Source organism: Janthinobacterium aquaticum, from assembly GCF_009208565.1.
Taxonomy (GTDB): domain Bacteria; phylum Pseudomonadota; class Gammaproteobacteria; order Burkholderiales; family Burkholderiaceae_D; genus Janthinobacterium.
The window spans coordinates 42,779-64,522 of the sequence record NZ_WFLK01000001.1 but is presented as its reverse complement, the minus strand read 5'-3'; the positions used below and the strand labels follow the sequence as shown (position 1 = coordinate 64,522).

General features: G+C 62.7%; 21 protein-coding genes. 11 read left to right on the top strand and 10 right to left on the bottom strand.

Features of this window, described 5'->3' with window-relative positions; genetic code table 11:
* Window position 1: 1 nt before the first annotated feature.
* On the bottom strand, window positions 2–931 hold the full coding sequence (locus GCM43_RS00275; RefSeq protein WP_152241523.1) for a LysR family transcriptional regulator: 930 nt from the start codon (window positions 929–931) through the stop codon (window positions 2–4).
* 149 nt (window positions 932–1,080) lie between these two features.
* Between GCM43_RS00275 and GCM43_RS00270 the strand changes: the two genes are divergently transcribed.
* Genes GCM43_RS00270 through dcd form a run of 4 tightly spaced genes read left to right on the top strand, consistent with a single transcriptional unit; the run spans window position 1,081 to window position 4,034 of the window.
* A complete protein-coding gene (locus GCM43_RS00270; protein ID WP_152241522.1) occupies window positions 1,081–1,842 on the top strand; it encodes a sulfite exporter TauE/SafE family protein in 762 nt (253 codons plus the stop codon).
* Window positions 1,843–1,845: 3 nt separating this feature from the next.
* On the top strand, window positions 1,846–2,541 hold the full coding sequence (locus GCM43_RS00265) for an HAD family hydrolase (protein WP_152241521.1): 696 nt from the start codon (window positions 1,846–1,848) through the stop codon (window positions 2,539–2,541).
* Window positions 2,542–2,598: 57 nt separating this feature from the next.
* On the top strand, window positions 2,599–3,411 hold the full coding sequence (locus tag GCM43_RS00260) for an alpha/beta hydrolase (protein WP_152241520.1): 813 nt from the start codon (window positions 2,599–2,601) through the stop codon (window positions 3,409–3,411).
* A 53-nt stretch (window positions 3,412–3,464) separates the two neighbouring features.
* The gene (dcd, locus tag GCM43_RS00255; RefSeq protein WP_034755486.1) at window positions 3,465–4,034 is read left to right on the top strand and encodes a dCTP deaminase; all 570 of its coding nucleotides are present in this window, start codon (window positions 3,465–3,467) and stop codon (window positions 4,032–4,034) included.
* A 6-nt stretch (window positions 4,035–4,040) separates the two neighbouring features.
* Here dcd and GCM43_RS00250 read toward each other — a convergent pair whose 3' ends face one another.
* Window positions 4,041–5,273, bottom strand: coding sequence for a PrpF domain-containing protein (locus GCM43_RS00250; RefSeq protein WP_152241519.1), 1,233 nt, complete (start codon window positions 5,271–5,273; stop codon window positions 4,041–4,043).
* A gap of 157 nt (window positions 5,274–5,430) precedes the next feature.
* Between GCM43_RS00250 and GCM43_RS00245 the strand changes: the two genes are divergently transcribed.
* Window positions 5,431–5,787 (top strand): FlxA-like family protein, encoded by a 357-nt coding sequence (locus GCM43_RS00245; RefSeq protein ID WP_152241518.1) that lies wholly within the window; start codon window positions 5,431–5,433, stop codon window positions 5,785–5,787.
* A gap of 101 nt (window positions 5,788–5,888) precedes the next feature.
* Here GCM43_RS00245 and GCM43_RS00240 read toward each other — a convergent pair whose 3' ends face one another.
* Complete coding sequence (locus GCM43_RS00240) at window positions 5,889–7,439, bottom strand: ATP-binding protein (RefSeq protein ID WP_152241517.1); 1,551 nt, start codon at window positions 7,437–7,439, stop codon at window positions 5,889–5,891.
* Window positions 7,440–7,441: 2 nt separating this feature from the next.
* On the bottom strand, window positions 7,442–8,131 hold the full coding sequence (locus GCM43_RS00235; protein ID WP_152241516.1) for a response regulator transcription factor: 690 nt from the start codon (window positions 8,129–8,131) through the stop codon (window positions 7,442–7,444).
* 180 nt (window positions 8,132–8,311) lie between these two features.
* On the opposite strand from GCM43_RS00235, the gene GCM43_RS00230 reads away from it, so the two are divergent.
* Together GCM43_RS00230 and GCM43_RS00225 are read left to right on the top strand one after the other, a co-directional pair.
* Window positions 8,312–8,824, top strand: coding sequence for a Spy/CpxP family protein refolding chaperone (locus GCM43_RS00230; protein WP_152241515.1), 513 nt, complete (start codon window positions 8,312–8,314; stop codon window positions 8,822–8,824).
* Window positions 8,825–8,955: 131 nt separating this feature from the next.
* On the top strand, window positions 8,956–9,837 hold the full coding sequence (locus tag GCM43_RS00225; RefSeq protein ID WP_152241514.1) for a dioxygenase family protein: 882 nt from the start codon (window positions 8,956–8,958) through the stop codon (window positions 9,835–9,837).
* A 2-nt stretch (window positions 9,838–9,839) separates the two neighbouring features.
* Here the strand turns inward: GCM43_RS00225 and GCM43_RS00220 are convergent, their stop codons facing one another.
* From GCM43_RS00220 to GCM43_RS00210, 3 genes are read right to left on the bottom strand one after another with little or no spacing between them, the layout of a single operon-like run.
* Window positions 9,840–11,291: a DUF1501 domain-containing protein gene (locus GCM43_RS00220; RefSeq protein WP_226929248.1), complete on the bottom strand. Its 1,452-nt coding sequence runs from the start codon at window positions 11,289–11,291 to the stop codon at window positions 9,840–9,842.
* 11 nt (window positions 11,292–11,302) lie between these two features.
* Entirely contained in the window at window positions 11,303–13,129 is a 1,827-nt protein-coding gene (locus GCM43_RS00215) for a DUF1800 domain-containing protein (protein ID WP_152241513.1), read from the bottom strand.
* Window positions 13,130–13,179: 50 nt separating this feature from the next.
* On the bottom strand, window positions 13,180–13,467 hold the full coding sequence (locus tag GCM43_RS00210) for a hypothetical protein (protein ID WP_152241512.1): 288 nt from the start codon (window positions 13,465–13,467) through the stop codon (window positions 13,180–13,182).
* Between GCM43_RS00210 and GCM43_RS00205 the strand changes: the two genes are divergently transcribed.
* On the top strand, window positions 13,467–14,489 hold the full coding sequence (locus GCM43_RS00205) for an SAM-dependent methyltransferase (RefSeq protein ID WP_152241511.1): 1,023 nt from the start codon (window positions 13,467–13,469) through the stop codon (window positions 14,487–14,489). The genes GCM43_RS00210 and GCM43_RS00205 overlap by 1 nt on opposite strands.
* Window positions 14,490–14,543: 54 nt before the next feature.
* Here GCM43_RS00205 and GCM43_RS00200 read toward each other — a convergent pair whose 3' ends face one another.
* The 3 genes from GCM43_RS00200 to GCM43_RS00190 form a co-directional block, all read right to left on the bottom strand.
* Complete coding sequence (locus GCM43_RS00200; protein ID WP_152241510.1) at window positions 14,544–16,799, bottom strand: arginine/lysine/ornithine decarboxylase; 2,256 nt, start codon at window positions 16,797–16,799, stop codon at window positions 14,544–14,546.
* A 184-nt stretch (window positions 16,800–16,983) separates the two neighbouring features.
* Window positions 16,984–17,499: a dihydrofolate reductase gene (locus GCM43_RS00195; protein WP_152241509.1), complete on the bottom strand. Its 516-nt coding sequence runs from the start codon at window positions 17,497–17,499 to the stop codon at window positions 16,984–16,986.
* 31 nt (window positions 17,500–17,530) lie between these two features.
* On the bottom strand, window positions 17,531–18,280 hold the full coding sequence (locus GCM43_RS00190; RefSeq protein WP_152241508.1) for an alpha/beta fold hydrolase: 750 nt from the start codon (window positions 18,278–18,280) through the stop codon (window positions 17,531–17,533).
* Between the two features lie 193 nt (window positions 18,281–18,473).
* On the opposite strand from GCM43_RS00190, the gene GCM43_RS00185 reads away from it, so the two are divergent.
* The 3 genes from GCM43_RS00185 (at window position 18,474) to GCM43_RS00175 (ending at window position 21,703) form a co-directional block, all read left to right on the top strand.
* The gene (locus GCM43_RS00185) at window positions 18,474–19,049 is read left to right on the top strand and encodes a TerD family protein (protein WP_152241507.1); all 576 of its coding nucleotides are present in this window, start codon (window positions 18,474–18,476) and stop codon (window positions 19,047–19,049) included.
* Between the two features lie 74 nt (window positions 19,050–19,123).
* On the top strand, window positions 19,124–20,359 hold the full coding sequence (locus GCM43_RS00180) for a TerD family protein (protein ID WP_152241506.1): 1,236 nt from the start codon (window positions 19,124–19,126) through the stop codon (window positions 20,357–20,359).
* Window positions 20,360–20,368: 9 nt separating this feature from the next.
* Window positions 20,369–21,703: a VWA domain-containing protein gene (locus GCM43_RS00175; RefSeq protein WP_152241505.1), complete on the top strand. Its 1,335-nt coding sequence runs from the start codon at window positions 20,369–20,371 to the stop codon at window positions 21,701–21,703.
* Window positions 21,704–21,744: the final 41 nt, after the last annotated feature.

The following is a 21,744-nucleotide window of genomic DNA, read 5'->3' as shown; positions in this document are numbered from 1 at the left end:
GTCAGATTGCCGGCTCCCGCTCATCCGGTATCTCCAGGCCTTTATTCCTCACATACTCAAGAAACAGCCTGGCCCCCTTGGCCATGCGCGAGGTGCCGTATACGGCGTGCATGCTGGGGTCTTGCTCCTTTGACGAAGTAAGCCGGTAGGCGGGGCAGACGCGTTGCAAGGCGCCGGTAGCCACCGCCGGTTCGGCCAGCCAGCTGGCCAGGCGCACGATGCCGGCGCCTTCCAGTGCGGCCTGGAAGGTGGCGATGCCGGAGGTGAAGCGAAAGCGCGGCTCGGCCTGGTAGCGCACGTTGCGCGTGGCCGAAACAAAATGCCAGTCGCGCAGGATGCGCGGGGCCGAGTGGATGATCACGTCGTGGCCGGCCAGCTCCTCCGGTTCGTCGGGTGCGCCCATGCGCGCGATATAGTCGGGCGAGGCGTACATATAGCGGCGGTAGTTCCATAGCGGATAGCCGATCAGCTCACTCGACTGGGGGAAAGCGCCGCGGATGGCGAAGTCGAGCTTTTCCTGGATCGGATCGATCGACTTGTCCGAAAAGTGGATGTCGACCGACACCTTGGGGTAATCGCGCGAGAACTGCGCCACCACACGGGGCAAAAAGCCCAGCGACAGGATTTCCGGTGCCGAGATGCGCACCCAGCCCTGCGGCGAGTTGCTCAGTTGCGCCAACTGATCTTCCGCTTCGGCCTGGGTTTCCAGCAGATGCTTGGCCGAGGCGTAGTAGGTTTCGCCGGCAGTCGTCAATGTGAACTGCTTTTGCGTGCGCAGAATCAGCTCGGCGCCGATCGCTTCTTCCAGGAACTGGATGGCACGCGTGACGGCCGAGGGCGATCTGCCCAGCATGCGCGCCGCATGCACGAAACTGCGCTTTTCCACCACCGTGCAAAAAGCGCGGATTTCCCACATCAGTTTCAAGGACATGCACCTCTCCCGGCTAAAGCACCAGTAAAGCGCATGGCGCGGCATTTCGTCAAGCGTTACGAATGATTGCGTTTTGCGCAAGATGGCGTTGCATCCATAAAAATGTTGGCGCTCTATACTGGCCACCTTCCTTCTTTTAGTGTGCTGCCATGCTGACCATTTCGCTTCTCTGTCTGTTTGCTTTCTTTGCTGGCCTGATCGATGCGGCGGTCGGTGGCGGCGGCCTGATCCAGTTGCCGGCGCTGTTCAACCTGATGCCCAATATGGCATCCACCTCACTGCTGGGCACCAACAAGTTTGCCTCGGCCTGCGGTACCACGTTTGCCGCGCGCTCGTTTATCGGCAAGGTGCGGGTACCCTGGATGCTGGTGCTGCCGGCTGTCGCTGCCGCCTTTGTGATGTCGTTTATCGGCGCTGCCGCCGTGTCCTATGTGCCGCAGCAGGTGGTGCGCCCGATGGTGCTGGTACTGATTATCATCATGGCCATCTACACCTTTATCAAGAAAGACTTCGGCTCGATGCGCGAGTCGCGCAGCATCGGCACACGTGAGCGTATCCTGGCCGTGGTGATCGGCGGCGCCATCGGCTTTTACGACGGGCTGTTCGGGCCGGGCACGGGCAGTTTTCTGATCTTTTTGTTTATCCGCGTGTTCGGCTTTGACTTTATCCTGGCGTCGGCCTGCTCCAAGCTGGTCAATATCGCCACCAACGTGGCGGCGCTGGCCTTCTTTGTGCCGGCGGGTCATGTGGTCTACGCGATTGCCGCACCGATGGCAGTATGCAATATCCTCGGTGCGCTGACTGGCACCTGGATCGCCGTGCGCCGTGGCGCCGCCTTTGTGCGGGTGCTGTTCCTGGTGCTGCTGGTGATGCTGATACTGAAACTCTCCTACGATATTTTCTTCAAGTAAGCCATGAAGACCCTGCGTGGCGTGCTGTGGGACAACGATGGCGTGCTGGTCAATACGGAGCAGATGTTCTACGAAAGCAACCGCGAGCTGCTGCTGCCGTACGGTATCGACCTGTCGCCCAAGCAGTTCTTCGACTGGTTTCTCGATAACAATTATGGCGCCTGGCATCTGCTGCTGGCCCAGGGGTATCCGCCGGCCCTGGTCGACCGGCTGCGCACCGAGCGCAGCGCGCTGTTTGGCCGGCGTTTGCGCCAGGCCGGCGCGCTGGCCATGCCGGGCATGGCGCAGCTGCTGGCGCAACTGCGCACGCAGGTGGCAATGGGGGTAGTGACCAGCGCCTACGCCGAGCATTTCCAGCTCAGCCATGCCCATACCGGCCTGGCCGGTCATTTCGACTTTGTACTGACGCGCGAACATTATGCGCAAAGCAAGCCGGCGCCCGACGGCTACCTGGCAGGGCTGGCGCGGCTGGGGCTGCCTGCAGCCGACTGCGTGGCCGTCGAAGACTCACCGCGCGGCCTGCGCGCGGCCAATGCGGCCGGGCTGGAATGCATCGTGTTGCGCAATGCCATGAACCGCCACCATGCGTTTGACGAGGCGTTCTGCGTGGTCGAATCGGTCGCCGAGCTGGGCCAGGTGCTCGCTTCCTTTGTGTCGGACAAGAAAGTAGCAGGGCGCCGATTAGAGTGCACGCTCTGACCGGTCCGGCAGTTGCGCCTTTACAATGATTCATCGCACCTCAGTCCAGGCACCACCATGACGCTACCGCAACTGCATTTCTCCCACGCCAACAGCTATCCGGCAGGTACTTATCGCAAGCTGTTCGGACTGCTGGGCGAGCATTACCAGGTGCAGGCGCTCGACATGCATGGCCACGATCCGCGCTACCCGGTCAGCACCGGCTGGCCGGCACTGGCGCAGGAACTGATCGCCGACCTGGAGCGCCGTTACACGGCGCCGGTGATCCTGGTCGGCCATTCTCTGGGCGGCATGTTGAGCCTGCTTGCGGCGCACCAGCGGCCGGACCTGGTGCGCTGCGTGGTCCTGCTCGATTCGCCGGTGGTGGCTGGATGGCGCGCCTGGTTCGTGCGCCTGGCCAGGAACACACGTATTGGTGAGCGCTATTCGCCGGCCCGTTTTTCAGCGCGCCGGCGCAAGGTCTGGCCCGATGCCCAGGCTGCCTACGAGCATTTTGCCGCCAAGGACCTGTTTGCCATCTGGGCGCCGCAGGTGCTGCGCGACTATATCGCCAGCGGTCTCGCGCCGCATCCGGATGGCGTGCAGCTGCGCTTTACGCGCGAGATCGAAAGCCAGGTCTACCGCAGCTTGCCGCATCATATCGGCAGCCTGGTGCGCAAGGGCTTTCCGGTACCGATCGGCTTTATCGGCGGGCTGGACTCGGTCGAGTCGCGCCAGGCTGGGCTGGCGGCCACGCGCAAGCTGGTCGGCAGGTTCTTCCGCCAGGTGCCGGGCGGCCACCTGTTCCCGATGGAAGCGCCGGAACTGACGGCGCAGGTGGTGCATGAGATGATTTCCGACCTGCTCGGCCATCGCGGCGGCCAACGGTAGCCGATTTTCGCGTAAAATCCTGCCATTCCGATATTCTAGAAAGACCCCTTGCGATGACGATTAAAAGCGATAAATGGATACGCCGCATGGCGGAAACGACGGGCATGATCGAGCCGTTCGAACCGGGCCAGGTCAAGGAGCGCGACGGCAACCGTATCGTTTCTTATGGCACATCGAGCTACGGCTACGATATCCGCTGCGCCGACGAATTCAAGCTGTTTACCAATATCAACACCACCATCGTCGATCCAAAAGACTTTGACGCCAACAACTTTGTCGATGTTTCGGGCAAGGGCTATTGCATTATCCCGCCGAACTCGTTTGCACTGGCGCGCACGGTCGAGTACTTCCGCATTCCACGCAATGTGCTGACCATCTGCCTCGGCAAGAGTACCTATGCGCGCTGCGGCATTATCGTCAATGTCACGCCGTTCGAGCCGGAATGGGAAGGCTATGTGACGCTCGAATTCTCCAACACCACGCCGCTGCCGGCCAAAATCTACGCCAACGAAGGCGTGGCGCAGGTGCTGTTCTTCGAGTCCGACGAAGTCTGCGAAACGTCCTACAAGGACCGTGGCGGCAAATACCAGGGCCAGGTTGGCGTCACGCTCCCCAAGACCTGATCGGCTTTACCAGGCCTGGCGCAGCAGCCAGGCTTTCAGCTCGGCCGATGCCCGGTACAGCGGCATATGGCCGCGCAGCAGGATTTGCGCGCTGCGCCGGTAGGCCGCGCTGCTGATCTCGATGCCGGCGTCGCTCTGCCGCGCCACGATGGTCGTGTCAAGCACGCCAGCCGGATTTTCTATGCCGACCGCGATATCGGCTTGCTGCGCTCCAACGGCCGGCACGCCGCTCGCCAGCGCATGCGCCACCGTGCCGGGGATCAGGCAGGCGGCCGCCAGGCAGCAGCCGCCCGAGACGGCCAGCGAGGCATGCGCCGACTGCGGCGTAAAATAGCGCACCGCAATATTGCCGGCGCCATTTGCTGCGCCGACGATGCAGAACTTCGGTATCGTTTCGCTGCGCTCGAGTTCTTCACGGGTCATCGGCTGGCCGTCGCGCCGGCGCAATCCCATCAACAGTCCCGCTTCACTCCACAATGCGCGTATGGCCTGCATGAAGGCGGCGTCCGCCTCCAGTTCCGCGATCGGCTCGTGCGCCGTCTTGCCCAGTTCGCTGGCCAGCGCAATCACCATCGGCACGGCCACATCCACGCACGACACCGTGTAGCGGCCGATCCGGTTGCGCGTCGCGCCTGTTGGCAGCAGCCGGCCGGTCTTGGCGCCCACCGGCTGCTGCAGGAACAGGTCGACCTGCGGGTAGCTGCCGCGTACGCCGGGAATGGTCGTATCTGCAAAGCTGCCGTCCTGCCGGCGTTCCATGCGCGAGGTGGTGACGACGCCAGTATTGGTATTGCGGATCGCGATCTCGTGCATGCCGATGGCCGGCGCCTCGATCACGCCTGTGTCCAGCCCCCACAATTGCAGTGCCGACGACATATTGCCGCAGTTGACGCTCCAGTCGATCAGGCCGTGCCCGCCGGCCAGCTGCGCCAGCGTGCTGACCAGGCGTGCTTGGCCCTGATGTTGTTCGACATCGACCAGGAACACTTTGTTGCTGGTAGGCGTGCCGCGCCCCAGTCCCGTGACCTGGCGGTTGCCGGGCAGCGGCGCTTCGCCGTCGAGCGGTACACCCAGCAGATGCTGCAGCAATTCATCGCGCAGCGGCGGTTCTGCCGGCACGGCGGCGGCATGCAGCACCAGGCCGGTGGAAGTGCCGCCACGCAGGTGGTGCAGCGGGTATTCTGGCACGCCAAAGCGTACGCGCGGAACAAGGTCGGGCAGGGCAGGTAACAGGGGCATGACGGGGCGTTCAAGGCGGCAAAACACCAGTGTGCCAGTTTTTTGACCTTGCCGGTTGTTGGCGGCGTTCTTTACACGGCTTTACCTGGCTTTACATGGCAGGCCATTCATCCTTGTAAATATTTTCCGATAATAAAGTATCGAACAAGGAGGCATCATGGTATCGGCAATCTCGGGCAGCACAATCAGCACGGTGGCAAGCAGTGGCGGCAGCAGTAGCAGTACGCAGATCGCCGCTCTGCAAAAGCAGATCACGGCAGCGCAAAAAGAATTGACCGAGTCGCAAAAAGGCGAGCAGAACGAAGCCGCGCAGAAACTGCAGCAGCAGCTGGCACAGCAGATCGCGGCGCTGCAGGCGCAGATAGCGCAGTTGCAGGCGGCTGCAGCACAGCAGGCGCAACAGCAGCAGACCGGGCAGGGCGGTAGCAGTGCAGATACCAGTAACAGCGCCAGCACCAGCAATGCGCGGGCGTCAGGGTCGTTGTTGGGGAGTATTATCGATACGCAGGCGTAACAAGATCGTCGGATTGGAGCGTAGGTCGGATTAGCGCGCAAGCGCGTAATCCGACAACATTGTTGGCGTCGGTGGTGTTGTCGGATTACGCCGCTGCGCGGCTAATCCGACCTACGTGACTTCACGGTTAGCACCATCTCCACGCAAAACCCGCCGCTGCTGCGGTTGCGCGCGCTGATGGTGCCGCCGTGTGCTTCGATCACGTGGCGGGCGATGGCCAGGCCCAGGCCGTGGCCATCGGTCGAGTTTTCGGTGTTGCTGGAGCGGAAAAAGGGCTGGAAGATATGATCCAGGTCGGCCGCCGGCACGCCGGGGCCACGGTCCAGTACGGTGATGCGCACCTGGCTCGCCTCTGGCAGCAAGGCCAGTTCCAACTGCACCGCGCCGTGGTCGGGACTGTGCTTGACGGCGTTGCGCACCACGTTTTCCACCGCGCGCGCCAGCAGCTCCGGCTGGCCGCTGACCATTACTTCGCCCATCCCGGCGTCGCCGCCGACATCGAGTGTGATGCCGCGTGCTTCTGCCTCGTAGCAGGCGTCTTCCACGATGTCGTGCAGCAGGTCGGCGAGGCAAAAGTCGCTGTAGAGAGCTTTGCCGGCGCCTGCTTCCATGCGCGACAGGGTCAGCAACTCGCCAATCAGCTTGTCCATGCGCACGCCTTCGCGCTCGATGCGCGCCAGCGAAGCGTCGAGCTTGTCGGGTTGCTGGTGCGCCAGGCCGATGGCGGCCTGCAGGCGTGCCAGCGGCGAGCGCAGTTCGTGCGACACGTCATGCAGCAAGCGCGTCTGGCTGTCCATCAGGCTGCGCAGGCGGCCCGTCATGCGGTCGAAATCGCGGCCCAGGTCGCTCAGCTCGTCGCCGCGTCCGCTGGCCTGGAAGCGCGGCGCCAGGTCGCCGTTCGAGGCGGCCTCGAAGGCCAGGCGCAGCGCGCGGATCGGGCGCGAGAAATACCAGGCCAGCAGAAAGGCAAACAGCAAGCTGGCGATGGTGGCGGCGATAATGGGCACCAGGTTGCGGTACGGGCTGTCCATGCGCGGACCGGGTCCGCCCATGCCGGGGCCGGGTAGTTGGTTGCGCAGGTTGTCCATGCCAGGGGCTGCTCCGGGCGGTGCGCCATCCGGGCGAGGGATTTCCCTCCCGGAACCGTTCTGGGCAGGATCGCGCGGCGCCGGCGGCAGCATGCGCGGGCCGGCCATGGTGACCGCATTGAGCGCTTCACGGGCGGCGCCCAGTTGTGCGTTGCGAAAACGTTCCGAGTAAGGCAGGAACAGCAGGTAGCGCACGCCGTCGCTGCCGGTGGCTTCGCGTACCACAGGGCGGCTCTGCTCCTGTTCCAGCAGCGCGCGCGCCTTGTTGAGCATGGCCGGATGAATGCTGCGGCCCATCAGTTCCTTGCCATGCTGGTCGATGGCGACCACGCGCATCCGGTCGAGCTTGCCAATAAAATGCTTGAGCGCTGCGCTGCCGCCGGCTTCCAGCGTTGCCGTGGCCGCCTCGATGGCCATCTGCGCCGGCGGGCTGGTGTCGATCTCTTCGGCGCGCTGTTGCTGGATGGCGCGGTTTTTCAGCCAGAACGCGCCGCCGATGCCGATGGTGGCCGCGATCTGGGCCAGCAGTATGCACAGGAAAAACTTCCAGAACAATCGGCCCACGCTTATTCCTTGATCAGCTGGTAGCCGAGCCGGTACACCGTCTGCAGGCAGGAACGGCCATCGTCAAGGTTGCCCAGCTTGCGTCGCAGGCTGCTCAGGTGGACGTCGATATTGCGGTCAAAGCGCGCCATCGGGCGCCCCAGCCCCAGTTCGGACAGCTGGTTCTTGCTGACCGGCTTGCCGGCATTGCGCACCAGTACTTCGAGCAGGTTAAATTCGGTGCTGGTCAGTTCCAGGTGTGTCCCGGCCCAGGCGGCGCGCCGCTGCTCGGGCCACATTGTCAGGTGGCCCACCACCATCGGCGCGGTGGCCGAGCTGTCGGGCGGCAACGCCTGCGAACGGCGCAGAATGGCGCGGATGCGCGCTGTCAGCTCGCGCGGCGTACAGGGCTTGGTCACGTAATCGTCGGCGCCCAGCTCCAGGCCGACGATGCGGTCGGTATCGTCGCCGCGCGCAGTGAGCATCAAAATGGGCAGGCGGCTGCCGGCGCGGATGCGGCGCAGCGTTTCCAGGCCGTTCATGCGCGGCATCATGACGTCGAGGATGGCGATCGCATACAGGCCGGTCAGCGCTTCGGCCGCGCCGCGTTCGCCGTCATGCACGGCAGTCGCCTCAAAGCCTTCCTGGGTCAGGTATTCCTGGAACATGCCGACCAGTTCGACATCGTCATCTATCAATAAAACCTTGCTCATGCCTGGTGCTTTTTTCGGTGGTAACTGCCCATGATAACAGTCAAAACAGACGGCAATGCGCTGTTTTACGCGCTTTTACAGTGTGCCGCCAGGAGGGGTTTTACATGTTTTTACCTGCCGCTAACGTTGCTTTACATGCCTGCGCCGGACAATGGAATCCTGTCCAGACACGAGGAAAGCATGATGAAACACAGTAGCAAACCAGTTGGCGCCACCATTGCCATGCTCATGATCGCAGCACTGTGCCTGCCGCTCGCCAGCCAGGCGCAGCAGGGACCGCAGCGCGGCCCGGATGCCGGCCCGCCACACGCCATGCCAGCCCCGCCGTCAGCCATGGGCGGACACGGTAACAGCGATGGCCTGCCGCCCTTTATGCATGGCATCGAGCTGAGCGAGGCGCAGCAGGACAAGGTGTTTGCTGCCACCTATGCCCAGGCGCCGTTCCTGCGCGAGCAGGAGAAAATCGCCTTCAAGGCGCACCAGCAATTGCGCGACCTGGCGGCGTCAAACGCCTATGACGACGCACAGGCGCAGGCACTGGCACGCAGTGCAGCCGAGGCCATGGCGGCCATCAGCCTGCAACGCGCACGCCTGGAACAGCAGTTGCTGGCCGTGCTGACGCCGGAGCAGCGCCAGCAGATCGAAGCGCGCCGCCCCGATGGCGCCGGCCGTCCTGGTCCGCGGTCGCGCTAAGTCATTATGATGATCCGCAAGCCAGCCAAGCGGGACAGTCACAGCATCGGGCAACGCGCCATGCATCTGTGCTACCTGTGCGCCAGCCTCAGCCCGGCGCTGGCCGGCTTGCCTTACCTGATGGAATATGTATGGATTTGCATGAGCAAAAAGCTGAGTTCGCAGCTGAGTTCGGCCTGGCGTCCGACCTTGAAGTAATGCAGCGCCAGGCTGCCGAGCGGCGCCAGGTCTTGCGCTGGCTGCTGGCCGGCGTCGCCACCATCCCGCTGGCCAGTTGCGGCGGCAGCGCCGATGCCGATGTCGCCAGCACGGTCACCACCGCGACCGGCACCGGCAGTACTGCCACCGCCACGCCAACGGCAGGCAGCTGCGCGGTTATCCCCGAGGAAACGGCTGGCCCGTACCCGGCCGATGGCAGCAATACCAATGGCGGCAGCATCATCAATGTGCTCAACCAGTCCGGCGTGGTGCGCAGCGATATCCGCGCCAGCTTCAATGGCGCTACCGGCGTGGCTGCCGGCGTGCCGCTGACCATCAAGCTGCAACTGGTTAACGCCAATACCAGCTGCGCCAGCCTGGCCGGCTACGCCGTGTATCTGTGGCATTGCGACCGCGACGGCCTGTATTCGCTGTATTCAAGCGGCGTGACGGCGCAGAACTATCTGCGCGGGGTGCAGGAAAGCGACAGCAGCGGCAATCTGTCGTTTACCACGATTTTCCCCGGCTGCTATGCGGGCCGCATGCCGCATGTGCATTTTGAAGTCTACCCGAGCCTGGCCAGGGCCGCCACGGCCAGCAGCCGCATCAAGACCTCGCAGTTCACCTTTCCGCTGGCGACCCTGAACGAGGTCTACACGGCCAGCGGCTATGCCACCAGCGTGCGCAACCTGGCGCAGATCAGCTACGCCACCGACAATGTGTTCAGCGACGGCACCAGCTTGCAGATGGCCAGCGTGAGCGGCAACGCCGTCGACGGCTATGTGGTCACGCTGACCATCGGCGTCAACGGCTAGGATCAAGCCATGAAACCCAGGTCGCGGCGGCTGAAGTTGCCCAGGTTGGGGAACACCTCGGCCAGGCGGTTGTCGGGCACGCCGAACCATCTGGCCAGCGTGGCGCCATACTGGTCGACCGAGGTGGTCGGCAAGAGCGAGCCGGAACCCACGTCCAGTTCATGGCCGAGGCCGCTGGCCGGGAAGGCGCCGTAGATATCGCGTCCGCGCACGGCACCGCCGACCACGAAATGGTGCGCGCCCCAGCCGTGGTCGGTGCCGTCGCCATTGCTGGTAAAGGTGCGTCCGAAATCCGAAGCCGTAAACGTGGTGACCTGGCGGCGCAGGTCGGCGCCCTGCAGGCTGGCCAGCGTGGCGTCGAAATAGGCCAGCGCGTGGGCCAGGCGCGCCATCAGGTCGGCGTGCAGCACTTTTTGCCGGTCGTGCGTGTCAAAGCCGCCCAGCGTCACATAGAACACCTGGCGTTTGGCGCCCAGCGGATTGCGCCCGCCGATAATGCGCGCCACCGTCTGCAACTGCACCGCCAGCGCATTGGTGGCGGCCACGCCGGTATTGGGATTGACATAGGTGCCGGGGTTGGGCACGCCGGTCGGGCCGGCGGCCAGCATGGCGCCGCTCAGCAGCGTCTGGCTGGCAATGGCGCGCTGCACCACCGCCACCTGTTCCTGCTCGATCGGATCGTTGCCGGCCTCATTGATAATGGCTTGCAGCGCGGAGGCGCCGGCTGGCGAACTGAACAGATAGCCGCTGGTATTGCGGATCGCCACGGCGCCCGACTGGCCCACCTGGAACTGGCGCACCTGGCTGCCGCTCAAAAACACCGAATTGCCGGCCGCCGAGACGGTGGTAAACATGGCATTGGCGTTACCGCTGGCAAACACATCGCCGATACGTCCGCCCCAGCCGGTGGTAGCGCCTTCGGGTTGGCCCGATTGCCAGATCGATTGCTGGTCGTTATGCGAAAACAGCTTGGGCGGCAGCGCCACGCTTTTCGCCTTGTATTGCGCCAGCGTCACCGGCTGCACCAGCGTGCCGACATTGGCCACCACCGCGGCGCGCCCGGCGTCAAACAGGTCTTTCAACGGCGCCATGGAAGGATGCAGGGCGAAGCTGCGGCCGGCCTGGGCGGTATCGGGCACAATCGGCAGCACGCCGCCCGTCTCGCCCACGCCGGGCAGGTGGATCGAATCGCTGGCGCCGGTATTGCGCAATCGCTGGTACTGGCTCCAGGAGGCGGTGTCGGTGGCCAGCACGGTGTTGAAGGCGTCATTGCCGCCATTGAGGAAGATGCAGACGATGGCCTTGTAGTCGCTGGCCGACTGGGCAGCCGCATCGCCCATGGCGGCCAGGTTGAGCGCAAACGGCGTTGCTGCCGAGCCGGCCAGCGCCGCCATCGAGCCGAGAAAGCGGCGGCGCGAGATCGGCGCGGCGGGAGGGAAAGAGGAAGGTGGCATGCTCGGTGTCCTTATTTCTGCACCAGGTAATCGGAAGAGGCCATGGTCAGGTAGACGGCCAGCTTGACGCGGTTGCTTTTGGCGGTGGCCACTTGCGCCGCCGTGGCCGAGGCGCCGCTGGGAATGGCCACGCTGTTGACGGCGGTCAGCAGGCGCCCGCGCAGGCGCGCCGACATGGTGCCGTGCGTCAGCAGCAGGTCGATGCGGTCGAGCAGGGCCGGCGCATCGGCCGCCAGCGCCAGCTCCTGGGTATAGTCGGGCTTGACTTCCAGGCTTTCGCCCACGCCGCTGGCCACGGTGTCCTGCATGAAGTTCAGGTAAGCGGTGACGGACGGTTCGGCCGTGATCTGCAATTCCGGCGCGTACAGGCCGGCGCTGGCCAGCGCCGAATTGGGCGGCACATAGGAAGGGCGGAAGAAGTTGAAGACCGATGGCGCGTTAAGCGGACTCTGGCCCAGGCCGTACATCGGCGTTTCCAGGTAATAGATGCGATAGCGCCCGCTGGCCGCCTTGGCGTCGAAGGCACGCATCCAGCTGGCCAGGCGCAGCAGCGGCTCGCGCAATTTGCCCGTACGCAAGGTAGTGCCGGCCGGCGCCAGCGCTTCCTGGTCCAGCAGTACGGCGCGGATCACCGCCTGCATGTCGCCGCGCACACCCTTGCCATTGTTGGCGAAGGCGGCCGCTACCCGGCCCACGTAGGCCGGGCTGGGGTTGCTGGTGACCAGGCGCTGGATCAGCTGGCGGCCAAAGAAGGGGCCCACATTGGGATGGTTGAACAGGGTGTCGAGCGCGACTTTCAGGTCCGCTTCACCGCTGGTGGCGCCGGCAATGCTCTGGCCCAGAAAGTTTTTCTCGCCGCTGGAATGGAAGGCCGGGTAGTTTTGCATCGGTTTCCAGTCGCGGTCGGGGTCAGGTACGCCGCCGTTGAAGCGGCTGCTGCTCTGGTCGGCGCCGGCCCAGCTCCAGCCGGTAAAGACGCGCGCCAGGCCGCTCACGTCGTCGCGCCCGTAGGTGTCGATCGGCTTGCCGCCAGCCAGCTTGACGCTGCCGTCGGCGTTCAGTTGATATAAGCCGATGGTAAACAGCTGCATCACTTCACGCGCGAAGTTCTCGTCGGGCGTGCGGGTAGCCGATTCTTTCTGGTTGCGCAGGTGCGACAGGTAGATACCCATCATCGGATGGAGGGCCACGCCTTCAAGCAGGTCGCGGAAATTGCCGAACGCATGCTGGCCCAGCATGTCGTAATAGCTGGCCACGCCACGCACCTGCGGCCAGACCGTTTCGTTTTGCGTCGAGATCACGAAAATTTCCGACAGGGCAAACGCCACGCGCTGGCGCAACTGGTCCTCGCCGCGTACGCCCTGTTGCCAGAACGACTCGTAAAAGCCGGTCGGGTTGACTTTGGCGCCGCCCGCTGCCTGGGCGGCCAGCAGCGTGTCGATATATTTGCGGTGCAGCGTTTGCGGTGCGGAAAACTGCTGCGTGAACCAACTGGCGGCGTCGCTGGCGGCAAGCTGCTCGATGGCCGTCATATTCGGGCCGAAGGTGGCGCGTCCGAGAAAGCGCGACGCTTCCCTGGTCGTCAGGCGCAGCGCCTGCGCCGGTGGCGGCACGGTGACCACCGGCGGCGTTGGATCGGCCGGTGTTGGCGTGCTGACCGGGGGCGTGGTGTCGCCCGGCGTGCCGGTGGACGTGCCTGGCGTGGTCGTTGGCGGCACGCCAGGCGAGGTCGGATTGACGCTGGTGGCCGGCGCAGAGTCGCCAGCACCGCCGCCGCAGGCAGTGAGCAGCGCCAGCACTGCGGGAGCGAGCACGCGGCGTAAAATGGAGGCAGTCATGTAATTTCTTCCCGGCAATATGATTTCATCGCCGTAATTGTAGAGCTTGTTTAGTGACTTTCTGTTTCAAGAACAGCATTGACGACTTGCTCACGGAATCGGATCAGCGATCTTTGAAGGTTTTGATGGGAATTTGCGCGATGTTGCGAGAACATTCCATTTTGAAAATGGAATTTATTTTTGCCCGCTGTCGCCCGCTTGTGGCCGTTTTGCGACGAAGCGATTACAGCTTGCCAAGTTGTTTGCAAACTGTCAGCAGCCAATAAAAGGCCGCGACATGATTTTGCTATGCTGCCACTATCAGGCTGTCTTGCAATCCCATTTACAGGAAACTCCAATGATGAACTCCCCTGCGGCAAAGCGCCGCCATGGCAGCTTGGCCACCTTGCACGCCAGCCAGGCCGGTCTTGCGCGCATTGCACGCACGATCGCCGATCCGGCGCGCTCGCTGGAAAGCCTGATCGGCGTGACGGGCGAGCTGCGCGCTTTTGTCGAGCGCCATACGCAACTGGTCATGAAAATCGCGAACCCGTTGACCGAAGGCGGCAGCACGCTGCCCAGCGGCCGCGCGATTTCGCCGTTGCAGGCGGCCTTGTGTGCGCGCGAAATGCTGCGCAGCGCCGCCTTTATCCAGGGGCTGGCAAGCGCGATCCGGGCGCGCCTGAACGACGCGGCGCCGGTGGCCGTGCTGTATGCCGGTTGCGGGCCGTTTGCCCTGCTGGCCCTGCCCCTGATGGCGATCTTTTCGCCGCGCCAGGTGCAATTTACCGTGCTTGAAGTGCATGAAGAAGCGCTGGGCCATGCGCGCACCCTCATCGATGAGCTCGGTTATAACGCGCATGTGGCGGCGTTTGTCTGCACCGATGCGGTCACCTGGCGCATCGCACCCGACGCCGTGCCCGATGTGATCGTCAGCGAAACGATGAATACTGCGCTGGGCAAGGAGCCGCAGGTGGCCATTATGCGCAATCTGTTTGCGCAGGCGCCGCAGGCAACGCTGGTGCCGTCGGCCATCAGCGTGCATGTGGGCTCGGAAGGCGACACCAGCGCCGAGCCGTGCAGCGAGTGGGGCAAGGTTTTCGAGATCAATGCCGAGCGCATTCTGGACTGGCAGTTGATTGAGGCGCCCCGGCTGCCCGCTGCCAGCATCACGCTGCCGGCCGATCTTGGCTTCGGCGCCCGGCTGCTGACGCGTATCGAGGTGTATGGCGACATCCGGCTCGGCGATTACGACAGCAGCCTGAATCTGCCGCTGCAACTGCCTGGCAAGCCGAAATTGAAGGGAAAAGAAACCCTGGCCTTCAGCTACCAGCTGGGCAGCGCGCCAGGGCTGGCGTGCGAGGTGTCCCCGTCACAGTAAGGGAGGAACCGGCGCCGCCATTGCGGATGGCGCCGGTGCTGCGGCGTCAGGCGATCAGTCCTGGCGCACGCAATCGACAAAGTAGCCGCGCTTACCATCGACTTCGCGCTTGACCAGGCCGTGCACATCGGTCTCGAAGCCGGGGAAGCGCTCGTTGAAGTCGCGCGCAAAGCGCAGGTAGTCGACGATGGTCTTGTTGAAGCGCTCGCCCGGGATCAACAGCGGAATGCCCGGTGGATACGGTGTCAGCAGGATCGACGTAATACGTCCTTCCAGTTCGTCGATGGCCACGCGTTCGATTTCGCGGTGCGCCATCTTGGCAAACGCTTCCGACGGTTTCATGGCCGGGATCATGTCCGACAGATACATTTCCGTGGTCAGGCGCGCCACATCGTACGCTTTGTAGAAGTCGTGGATCTGCTGGCACAGGTCGCGCAGGCCCATTTTTTCATAGCGCGGGTTGGCCGCCGCAAATTCCGGCAGGATGCGCCACATCGGCTGGTTCTTGTCGTAATCATCCTTGAACTGCTGCAAGGCGGTCAGCAGGGTGTTCCAGCGGCCTTTGGTAATGCCGATGGTAAACATGATAAAGAACGAATAGAGGCCGCATTTTTCAATGATCACGCCATGCTCGGCCAGGTACTTGGTCACGATCGACGCAGGAATGCCGGTCTCGCCGAACTGGCCGTCGAGCGACAGGCCCGGGTTGACGATGGTAGCCTTGATCGGGTCGAGCATATTGAACCCGGGAGCCAGGTCGCCGAAACCGTGCCAGTCGTCTTCGGCGCGGATCATCCAGTCTTCCTGCTGGCCCATGCCTTCGTCGTTGAAGCTGTCTGGTCCCCATACCTGGAACCACCAGTCCTGGCCCCACTCCTGGTCGATTTTCTTCATGGCGCGGCGGAAATCCAACGCTTCCATGATCGACTCTTCCACCAGCGCGGTGCCGCCCGGCGCTTCCATCATGGCCGCCGCCACATCGCACGAGGCGATAATCGAGTACTGCGGCGAGGTCGAGGTATGCATCAGGTAAGCCTCGTTGAAGGCGTCCTGGTCCAGCTTGACCTGGTCCGATTCGCGCACCAGGATCTGCGAGGCCTGCGACAGGCCGGCCAGCAGTTTATGCGTCGACTGGGTCGAGAAGATCATCGATTCCTTGGCGCGCGGACGGTCCTTGCCGATCGCGTGCATATTCTTGTAGAAATCGTGGAAGGTGGCGTGCGGCAGCCACGCTTCGTCGAAGTGCAGGGTATCGATCTTGCCGTCGAGCATTTCGCGCAGCGTTTCCACGTTGTAGACCACGCCGTCGTAGGTCGACTGGGTAATGGTCAAAATGCGCGGCTTCTTGTTTTTCGCTTCGCGCGCAAATGGGTTGGCTTCGATCTTGCGGGCAATGCTTTCCGGCGTGAATTCAGCCAGCGGAATCGGTCCGATAATGCCCAGGTGATTGCGCGTTGGCATCAGGAACACGGGAATGGCGCCGCACATGATAATCGAGTGCAGAATCGATTTGTGGCAGTTGCGGTCGACCACCACGATGTCGCCTGGCGCCACCGTCGAGTGCCAGACCATCTTGTTCGAGGTCGAGGTGCCGTTGGTCACAAAGTAGCAATGGTCGGCATTGAAGATGCGCGCGGCATTGCGCTCGGACGCGGCGACAGGGCCGGTATGGTCGAGCAACTGGCCCAGTTCTTCGACGGCGTTGCAGACGTCGGCGCGCAGCATGTTTTCACCGAAGAACTGGTGGAACATCTGGCCGATCGGCGACTTCAGGAACGCTACGCCGCCCGAGTGGCCGGGGCAGTGCCACGAGTAGGAGCCGTCATTGGCGTAGTGCACCAGCGCGCGGAAGAACGGCGGCGAAAGGCCGTCCAGATAGGACTTGGCTTCGCGGATAATATGACGCGCCACGAATTCCGGCGTATCTTCGAACATATGGATAAAACCATGCAGTTCGCGCAGGATATCGTTGGGGATATGGCGCGAGGTGCGCGTTTCGCCATACATATAGATGGGAATGTCGGCGTTCTTGTGGCGGATTTCCTCGACAAAGGCGCGCAGGGACTTGAGGGCAATATCGGTGTCTTCAACCGAACCGCTGCCGAACTCTTCATCGTCGATCGACAGCACGAAGGCCGAAGCGCGCGATTGTTGCTGGGCAAATTGCGACAGGTCGCCGTAGCTGGTCACGCCCAGCACTTCCATGCCTTCTTTTTCCATTGCGGCGGCAAGGGCGCGAATGCCCAGGCCGGACGTATTTTCAGAACGGAAATCCTCGTCAATAATGACGATAGGGAAACGAAATTTCATGCATGTCTCCAAAAAAGCAAGCCGCCCCTGACCAAAGGAGGGGCGGACGAGGGCGCGACAGCAGGCCATGCCTGTGCGGTCGCAACAAAAAATAAGAACGGGATTCTCGCAGAAATGCAGCCTCTGCGGTAAAAAATATCATCTGCCAAAACACACGATTTTTGCGCAGCTTACACCATTCCTGTTACTGGGGCGTGACAGCAGGCTGCTCGCTGCCCGCGCGGCGCTCGAGCGTGACGAATGCATAGGCCAGGCCTGATTTTTCCGACACATGCGCTACACGTGCGGTTTCTTGCCAAATGGCATGATCGATGGCCGGGAAAAAGGCGTCGCAGTCGTAGGCAGCAGCAATCTCGGTAACGATCAAACGCGTGGCCAGCACCAGCGACTGGCGGTAGATCTCGGCCCCGCCAATGACATACGCTTCTTCGCCCGCCAGCAGAGCCAGTGCTGCTTCGATCGAACCGACCGCTTCCACGCCGTCATGGCGCCACTCGCTATTGCGCGTGATGACGATATTGCGCCGGTTCGGCAGCGGCCTGCCGATCGAGTCAAACGTCTTGCGTCCCATAATGATCGGATGGCCGGTGGTCAAACGCTTGAAGTGCGCGAGGTCTTCCGGCAGCTTCCAGGGCAGGGTGTTGTCGATGCCGATGCCGCCCTGCTGGTCGGTGGCGACGATAATGGTCAGGTGTTTCATGTCAGTCTTGCTGTCAAAGTAAATGCCGCCATTATCGTTGAAATACCGATGGATGGTCAGCGATGAATGCCAGCATGGCGTCGGCCAGTGCCTGCGGTGCTTCCAGCGGGATCATATGGCCGGTTTGCTGGCCGCTGGCCTCGCCAAACATCTGCAGCGTAGCATGGGGGAACCTGGCGGCCATGGCGCGCAGATCTGCCGCCGGCACCAGTTTGTCGTCCTCGGCGCCGACGATCAGTACCGGGAAGGTCAGCGCGGCCAACTCATCCATCAGATCGAGCCGGCCGATGGTGGTGGCAAACTGGGTCAGCAGCACGTCTTTGCCCAGCTCCAGCGCCATCTGGTCGATCACTCCGACAATGGCGGCGTCCTGCAGATGGGCCGGATGCAGGATTTCGCGCAGGCGCTGGCGCGTGATGCCGGTATAGGCATTGCGTTCGAGCATGACGGCAATGCGCTGGCGCGTCTCGATTTCCGCCGGCTGCAGGCCCCTGGCCGAATTGGCGATCAAGGTAAGCGAGGCGATGCGTTCGGGATGGGCCACCGCGTATTCGACTGCCAGATAGGCGCCCAGCGAAAACGCCACCAGGTGGGCGCGCGGCGCGCTGTGGCCGGCAATCAGTTCCTGCATCTGTCCGCGGGTGCGCGCCTTGTGCAACGGCACATAATGCAAATCGCAGTGCTGGTCGAGCAGGGGCGCCACGCGCATCCACATGCGCTCGTCGCACAGCGTGCCGGGAATCAGGTCGAGCCGGATCGAAGGAAGGTTTTCTGCAGTCATGGTCGCGTGGCACAGGCAAATCGAGCGGCATTATCGGCCAATTTCGCAAAAGCTGCACGATGGCGGGATGGACAGCAGGTTGCTGGATGGTATTATTTTCAATAGTGCGCGTCTGGCATTATGGTAGGCTGGCAGTCAGTTGCGCATGCGCGTAGCGCTTATTGAATTCAATCTTATCAAAAGGGAAAATACCATGGCGATCAGTTTGCAAAAAGGCGGCAATGTCAATTTGAGCAAGGAAGCTCCTGGCTTGAAAAAAATCGTGATTGGCCTGGGCTGGGACCCGCGCGCCACCGATGGCGCCGCCTTTGACCTGGACGGCAGCGCCTTTTTGCTGAAAACCGACGGCAAGGCGCGTTCCGATGCCGACTTTATTTTCTATAACAACCTGAAGTCAGCCGATGGCTCGATCGTCCATGCCGGCGACAACACCACCGGTGGCGGCGATGGCGACGATGAAAAAGTCGCCGTGGATCTTTCCGCCGTGCCGGCCGATATCGACAAGATTGCCGTTGCCGTCACCATCCATGACGCTGAAAACCGCAAGCAGAACTTCGGCATGGTCAGCAAGGCCTATATTCGCTGCCTCAATGGCGACAACGGCCAGGAAATCGCCCGCTACGACCTGTCCGAAGACGGTTCGACCGAAGCTGCCATGATCTTCGGCGAAATCTACCGCGCCGGCAGCGAATGGAAATTCAAGGCCATCGGCCAGGGCTTCAAGGGCGGCCTGGGGCCACTGGCGCGCTCGTTTGGCATTAACGCTTAAGCAGGCGCCCCGTTATAGCCCGTCCCGGGCGTTGCTTGCCATGCCCGGGTGCAACTCTTCTGCACTGACCCCATATGGAAACTCTGATCAAAGGGCAACGCCTTGCGTTGGCCGGCCTGGTTGCGGGCGATGTTTTGCAACTGAAAGCCGATGCCGCGGGCCTGGCGCCCGATTACGCCTGCTTTGGCCTCGACGCCGCAGGCAAGCTGGCCGACGAGCGCTACATGACGTTTTTCAACCAGCCGCGTACGCCGTGCGGCGGCGTGACGGTACAGACTGGCGGCTTTTCCTTCCAACTAGGCCTGTTGCCGACCTCGATAGCGCGGCTGGTGGTGACAGCGGCCGTCGACGGCGATGCGGTGATGTCGCAGCTGGGGCCATCCTCGCTGGTGCTGGCCGAGGGCAATCGCGAGCTGGCGCGCTTTGCGTTTGCGGGCAGCGATTTTGCCCAGGAAAAAGCCGTGATGCTGGGCGAGTTCTACCGCAAGGACGGCCAGTGGCGTTTTATGGCGGTGGGGCAGGGCTTCAATGGCGGGCTGGACGCACTGGTCGCGCATTTTGGCGGCGAAGTGGCCGGTGCCGAATCCGAACCGGTGGCCAAGCCGGTGTCGCTGTCGAAAATATCGCTGACCAAGCCTGGCCAGACGCATAAAGTATCGCTGGACAAGGGCGCCGGCGCGCCGAAAAAGCTGATCGTCAGGGCCACCTGGGTCGATAACGGCGATGGCGACGACGATAACGACGATCTGGACCTGCGTGTTGGCCTGCTGCTGCCCGACGGTCGCATGCGCTTTATCCAGGCGCCCGACACCCCCGGCAGCTTTGACGCCATGCCCTATGTGCTTCACTTGGGCGATGTGACGGGCGCTTCCGGCAAGGCGCCGGCCACTGAAACGGTGGAAGTCAATCCGGCGCTGGCGCAGTTTTATGGTGGCACGGTCGGCCTGGTGTTCAGCGTGTATTCGGCGGTGGCCAATGGCGCCGTATCGGTCGCCTCGATGCAGCCGAAGATGGTGATGGAATATGGTGCGCAGATTGTCGAGTGTGCATTTGATTTTCGCAGTTCGCCGGCAGCCAAAGACGACACCGTCTACAGCTATGTGATCGGCCTGGCGCGCGTGACGCCCGACAGCATTATCCTCGAGCCTTCAGGCAAGACTTCGGAGCCCGACAGCGAAGCCACGCCCTGGCTGACCTGGCAGGGCGATGCATTGAGCTTGCAATTCAACGGTCCTGCCGTCTTCAAGGGCGAAGACAAGGACGATGAAGACGACTATAACGCCGGCAATCCGCGCCGCTACATCGCTTAAGGACACCCAATGGAACATCTGAGCAAAGGCCAGCGCCTGCCGCTGGCAGCTATCGCCCCTGATGGCGTACTGGATATCGGCGTGGGCGTGGCCGGACTGGCGCTGGACTTCGCCTGCTTTGGCCTGGACGCCGGCGGCAAGCTTGCCGACGAACGCTACATGACGTTTTTCAACCAGCCGCGCACGCCATGCGGCGGGGTCGAGGCGCGCGCTGGCAGCAGCGGCGAGCAGGCGGCGTTTGTCTTCCAGCTGTCGCGCCTGCCGTCCAGCATCGACCGGCTGGTGCTGACCGCCAGTATCGACGGCAGCAGCGTCATGTCGCAACTGCAGTCGGGCCATGTGCGTATCGCCAGTGCGGGCCGTGAAGCGGCGCGCTTTGCGTTTTCAGGCACGGACTTTGCGCAGGAAAAGGCCGTGATGCTGGCCGAGCTGTACCGCAAGGATGGGCAGTGGCGGCTGATGGCGGTTGGCCAGGGTTTCAATGGCGGCCTCGATGCGCTGGTGCGCCATTTTGGCGGCGAAGCGGCGCAGGCTGCGCAACCCTCGCAAGCAGCAGTGTCTGCCGTAGTACAGGCCAAGATCAATCTGGAAAAGCGCGTCGAACGTGAAGCGCCACAGTTGGTCAGTCTGGTCAAGCAGGCCGGGGTATCGCTGCAAAAGGTCGGCCTGCACGAGCATCGCGCCAAGGTTTGCCTGTGTCTCGATATTTCCGGCTCCATGGGGCGGCTGTACCGCGACGGCCTGGTGCAGCAGTTCGCCGAACGCATCCTGGCGCTCGGTTGCAAGTTCGATGATGACGGCGAAATCGACGTTTTCCTGTTTGGCAAAAACGTGCACCAGCCCGAGCCTATGGCCTTGAGCAACTGCACCACCTATGTGCGCAATGCCATCGACCATCATCCGCTCGAAGGCGACACGCGCTATGGCCGCGCGATGGAAGCTATCCGCGCATTCTACTTTCCCGACGCGCACGGCGGCGAACGCAGGAGTGCGCGTCGGGCCGACTTGCCCGTGTATGTGATGTTCGTTACCGACGGCGGCACCAGCGACCAGGCCACCACGGAAAAGCAGCTGCGCTGGGCCAGCAACGAGCCGATCTTCTGGCAATTCATGGGCATCGGCAAGGGCCGCAAGTCCAAAAGCAAGTTCCTGGCAGCGTTTGCCGATTCCGACTTCCCGTTCCTGGAAAAGCTCGACGAGCTTGGTGGACGGCTGATCGACAACGCCAACTACTTCTCGGTCAGCTCGCCCGACGAGCATAGCGACGCCGATCTGTACGACTTGCTGATGACGGAGTATCCGGGCTGGCTCAAGCTGGCAAAACAGCATGGTTTGCTGGCCTGAGTGAGGCAGTATTACCACAAAGGGAATGGAAACGTTAAACC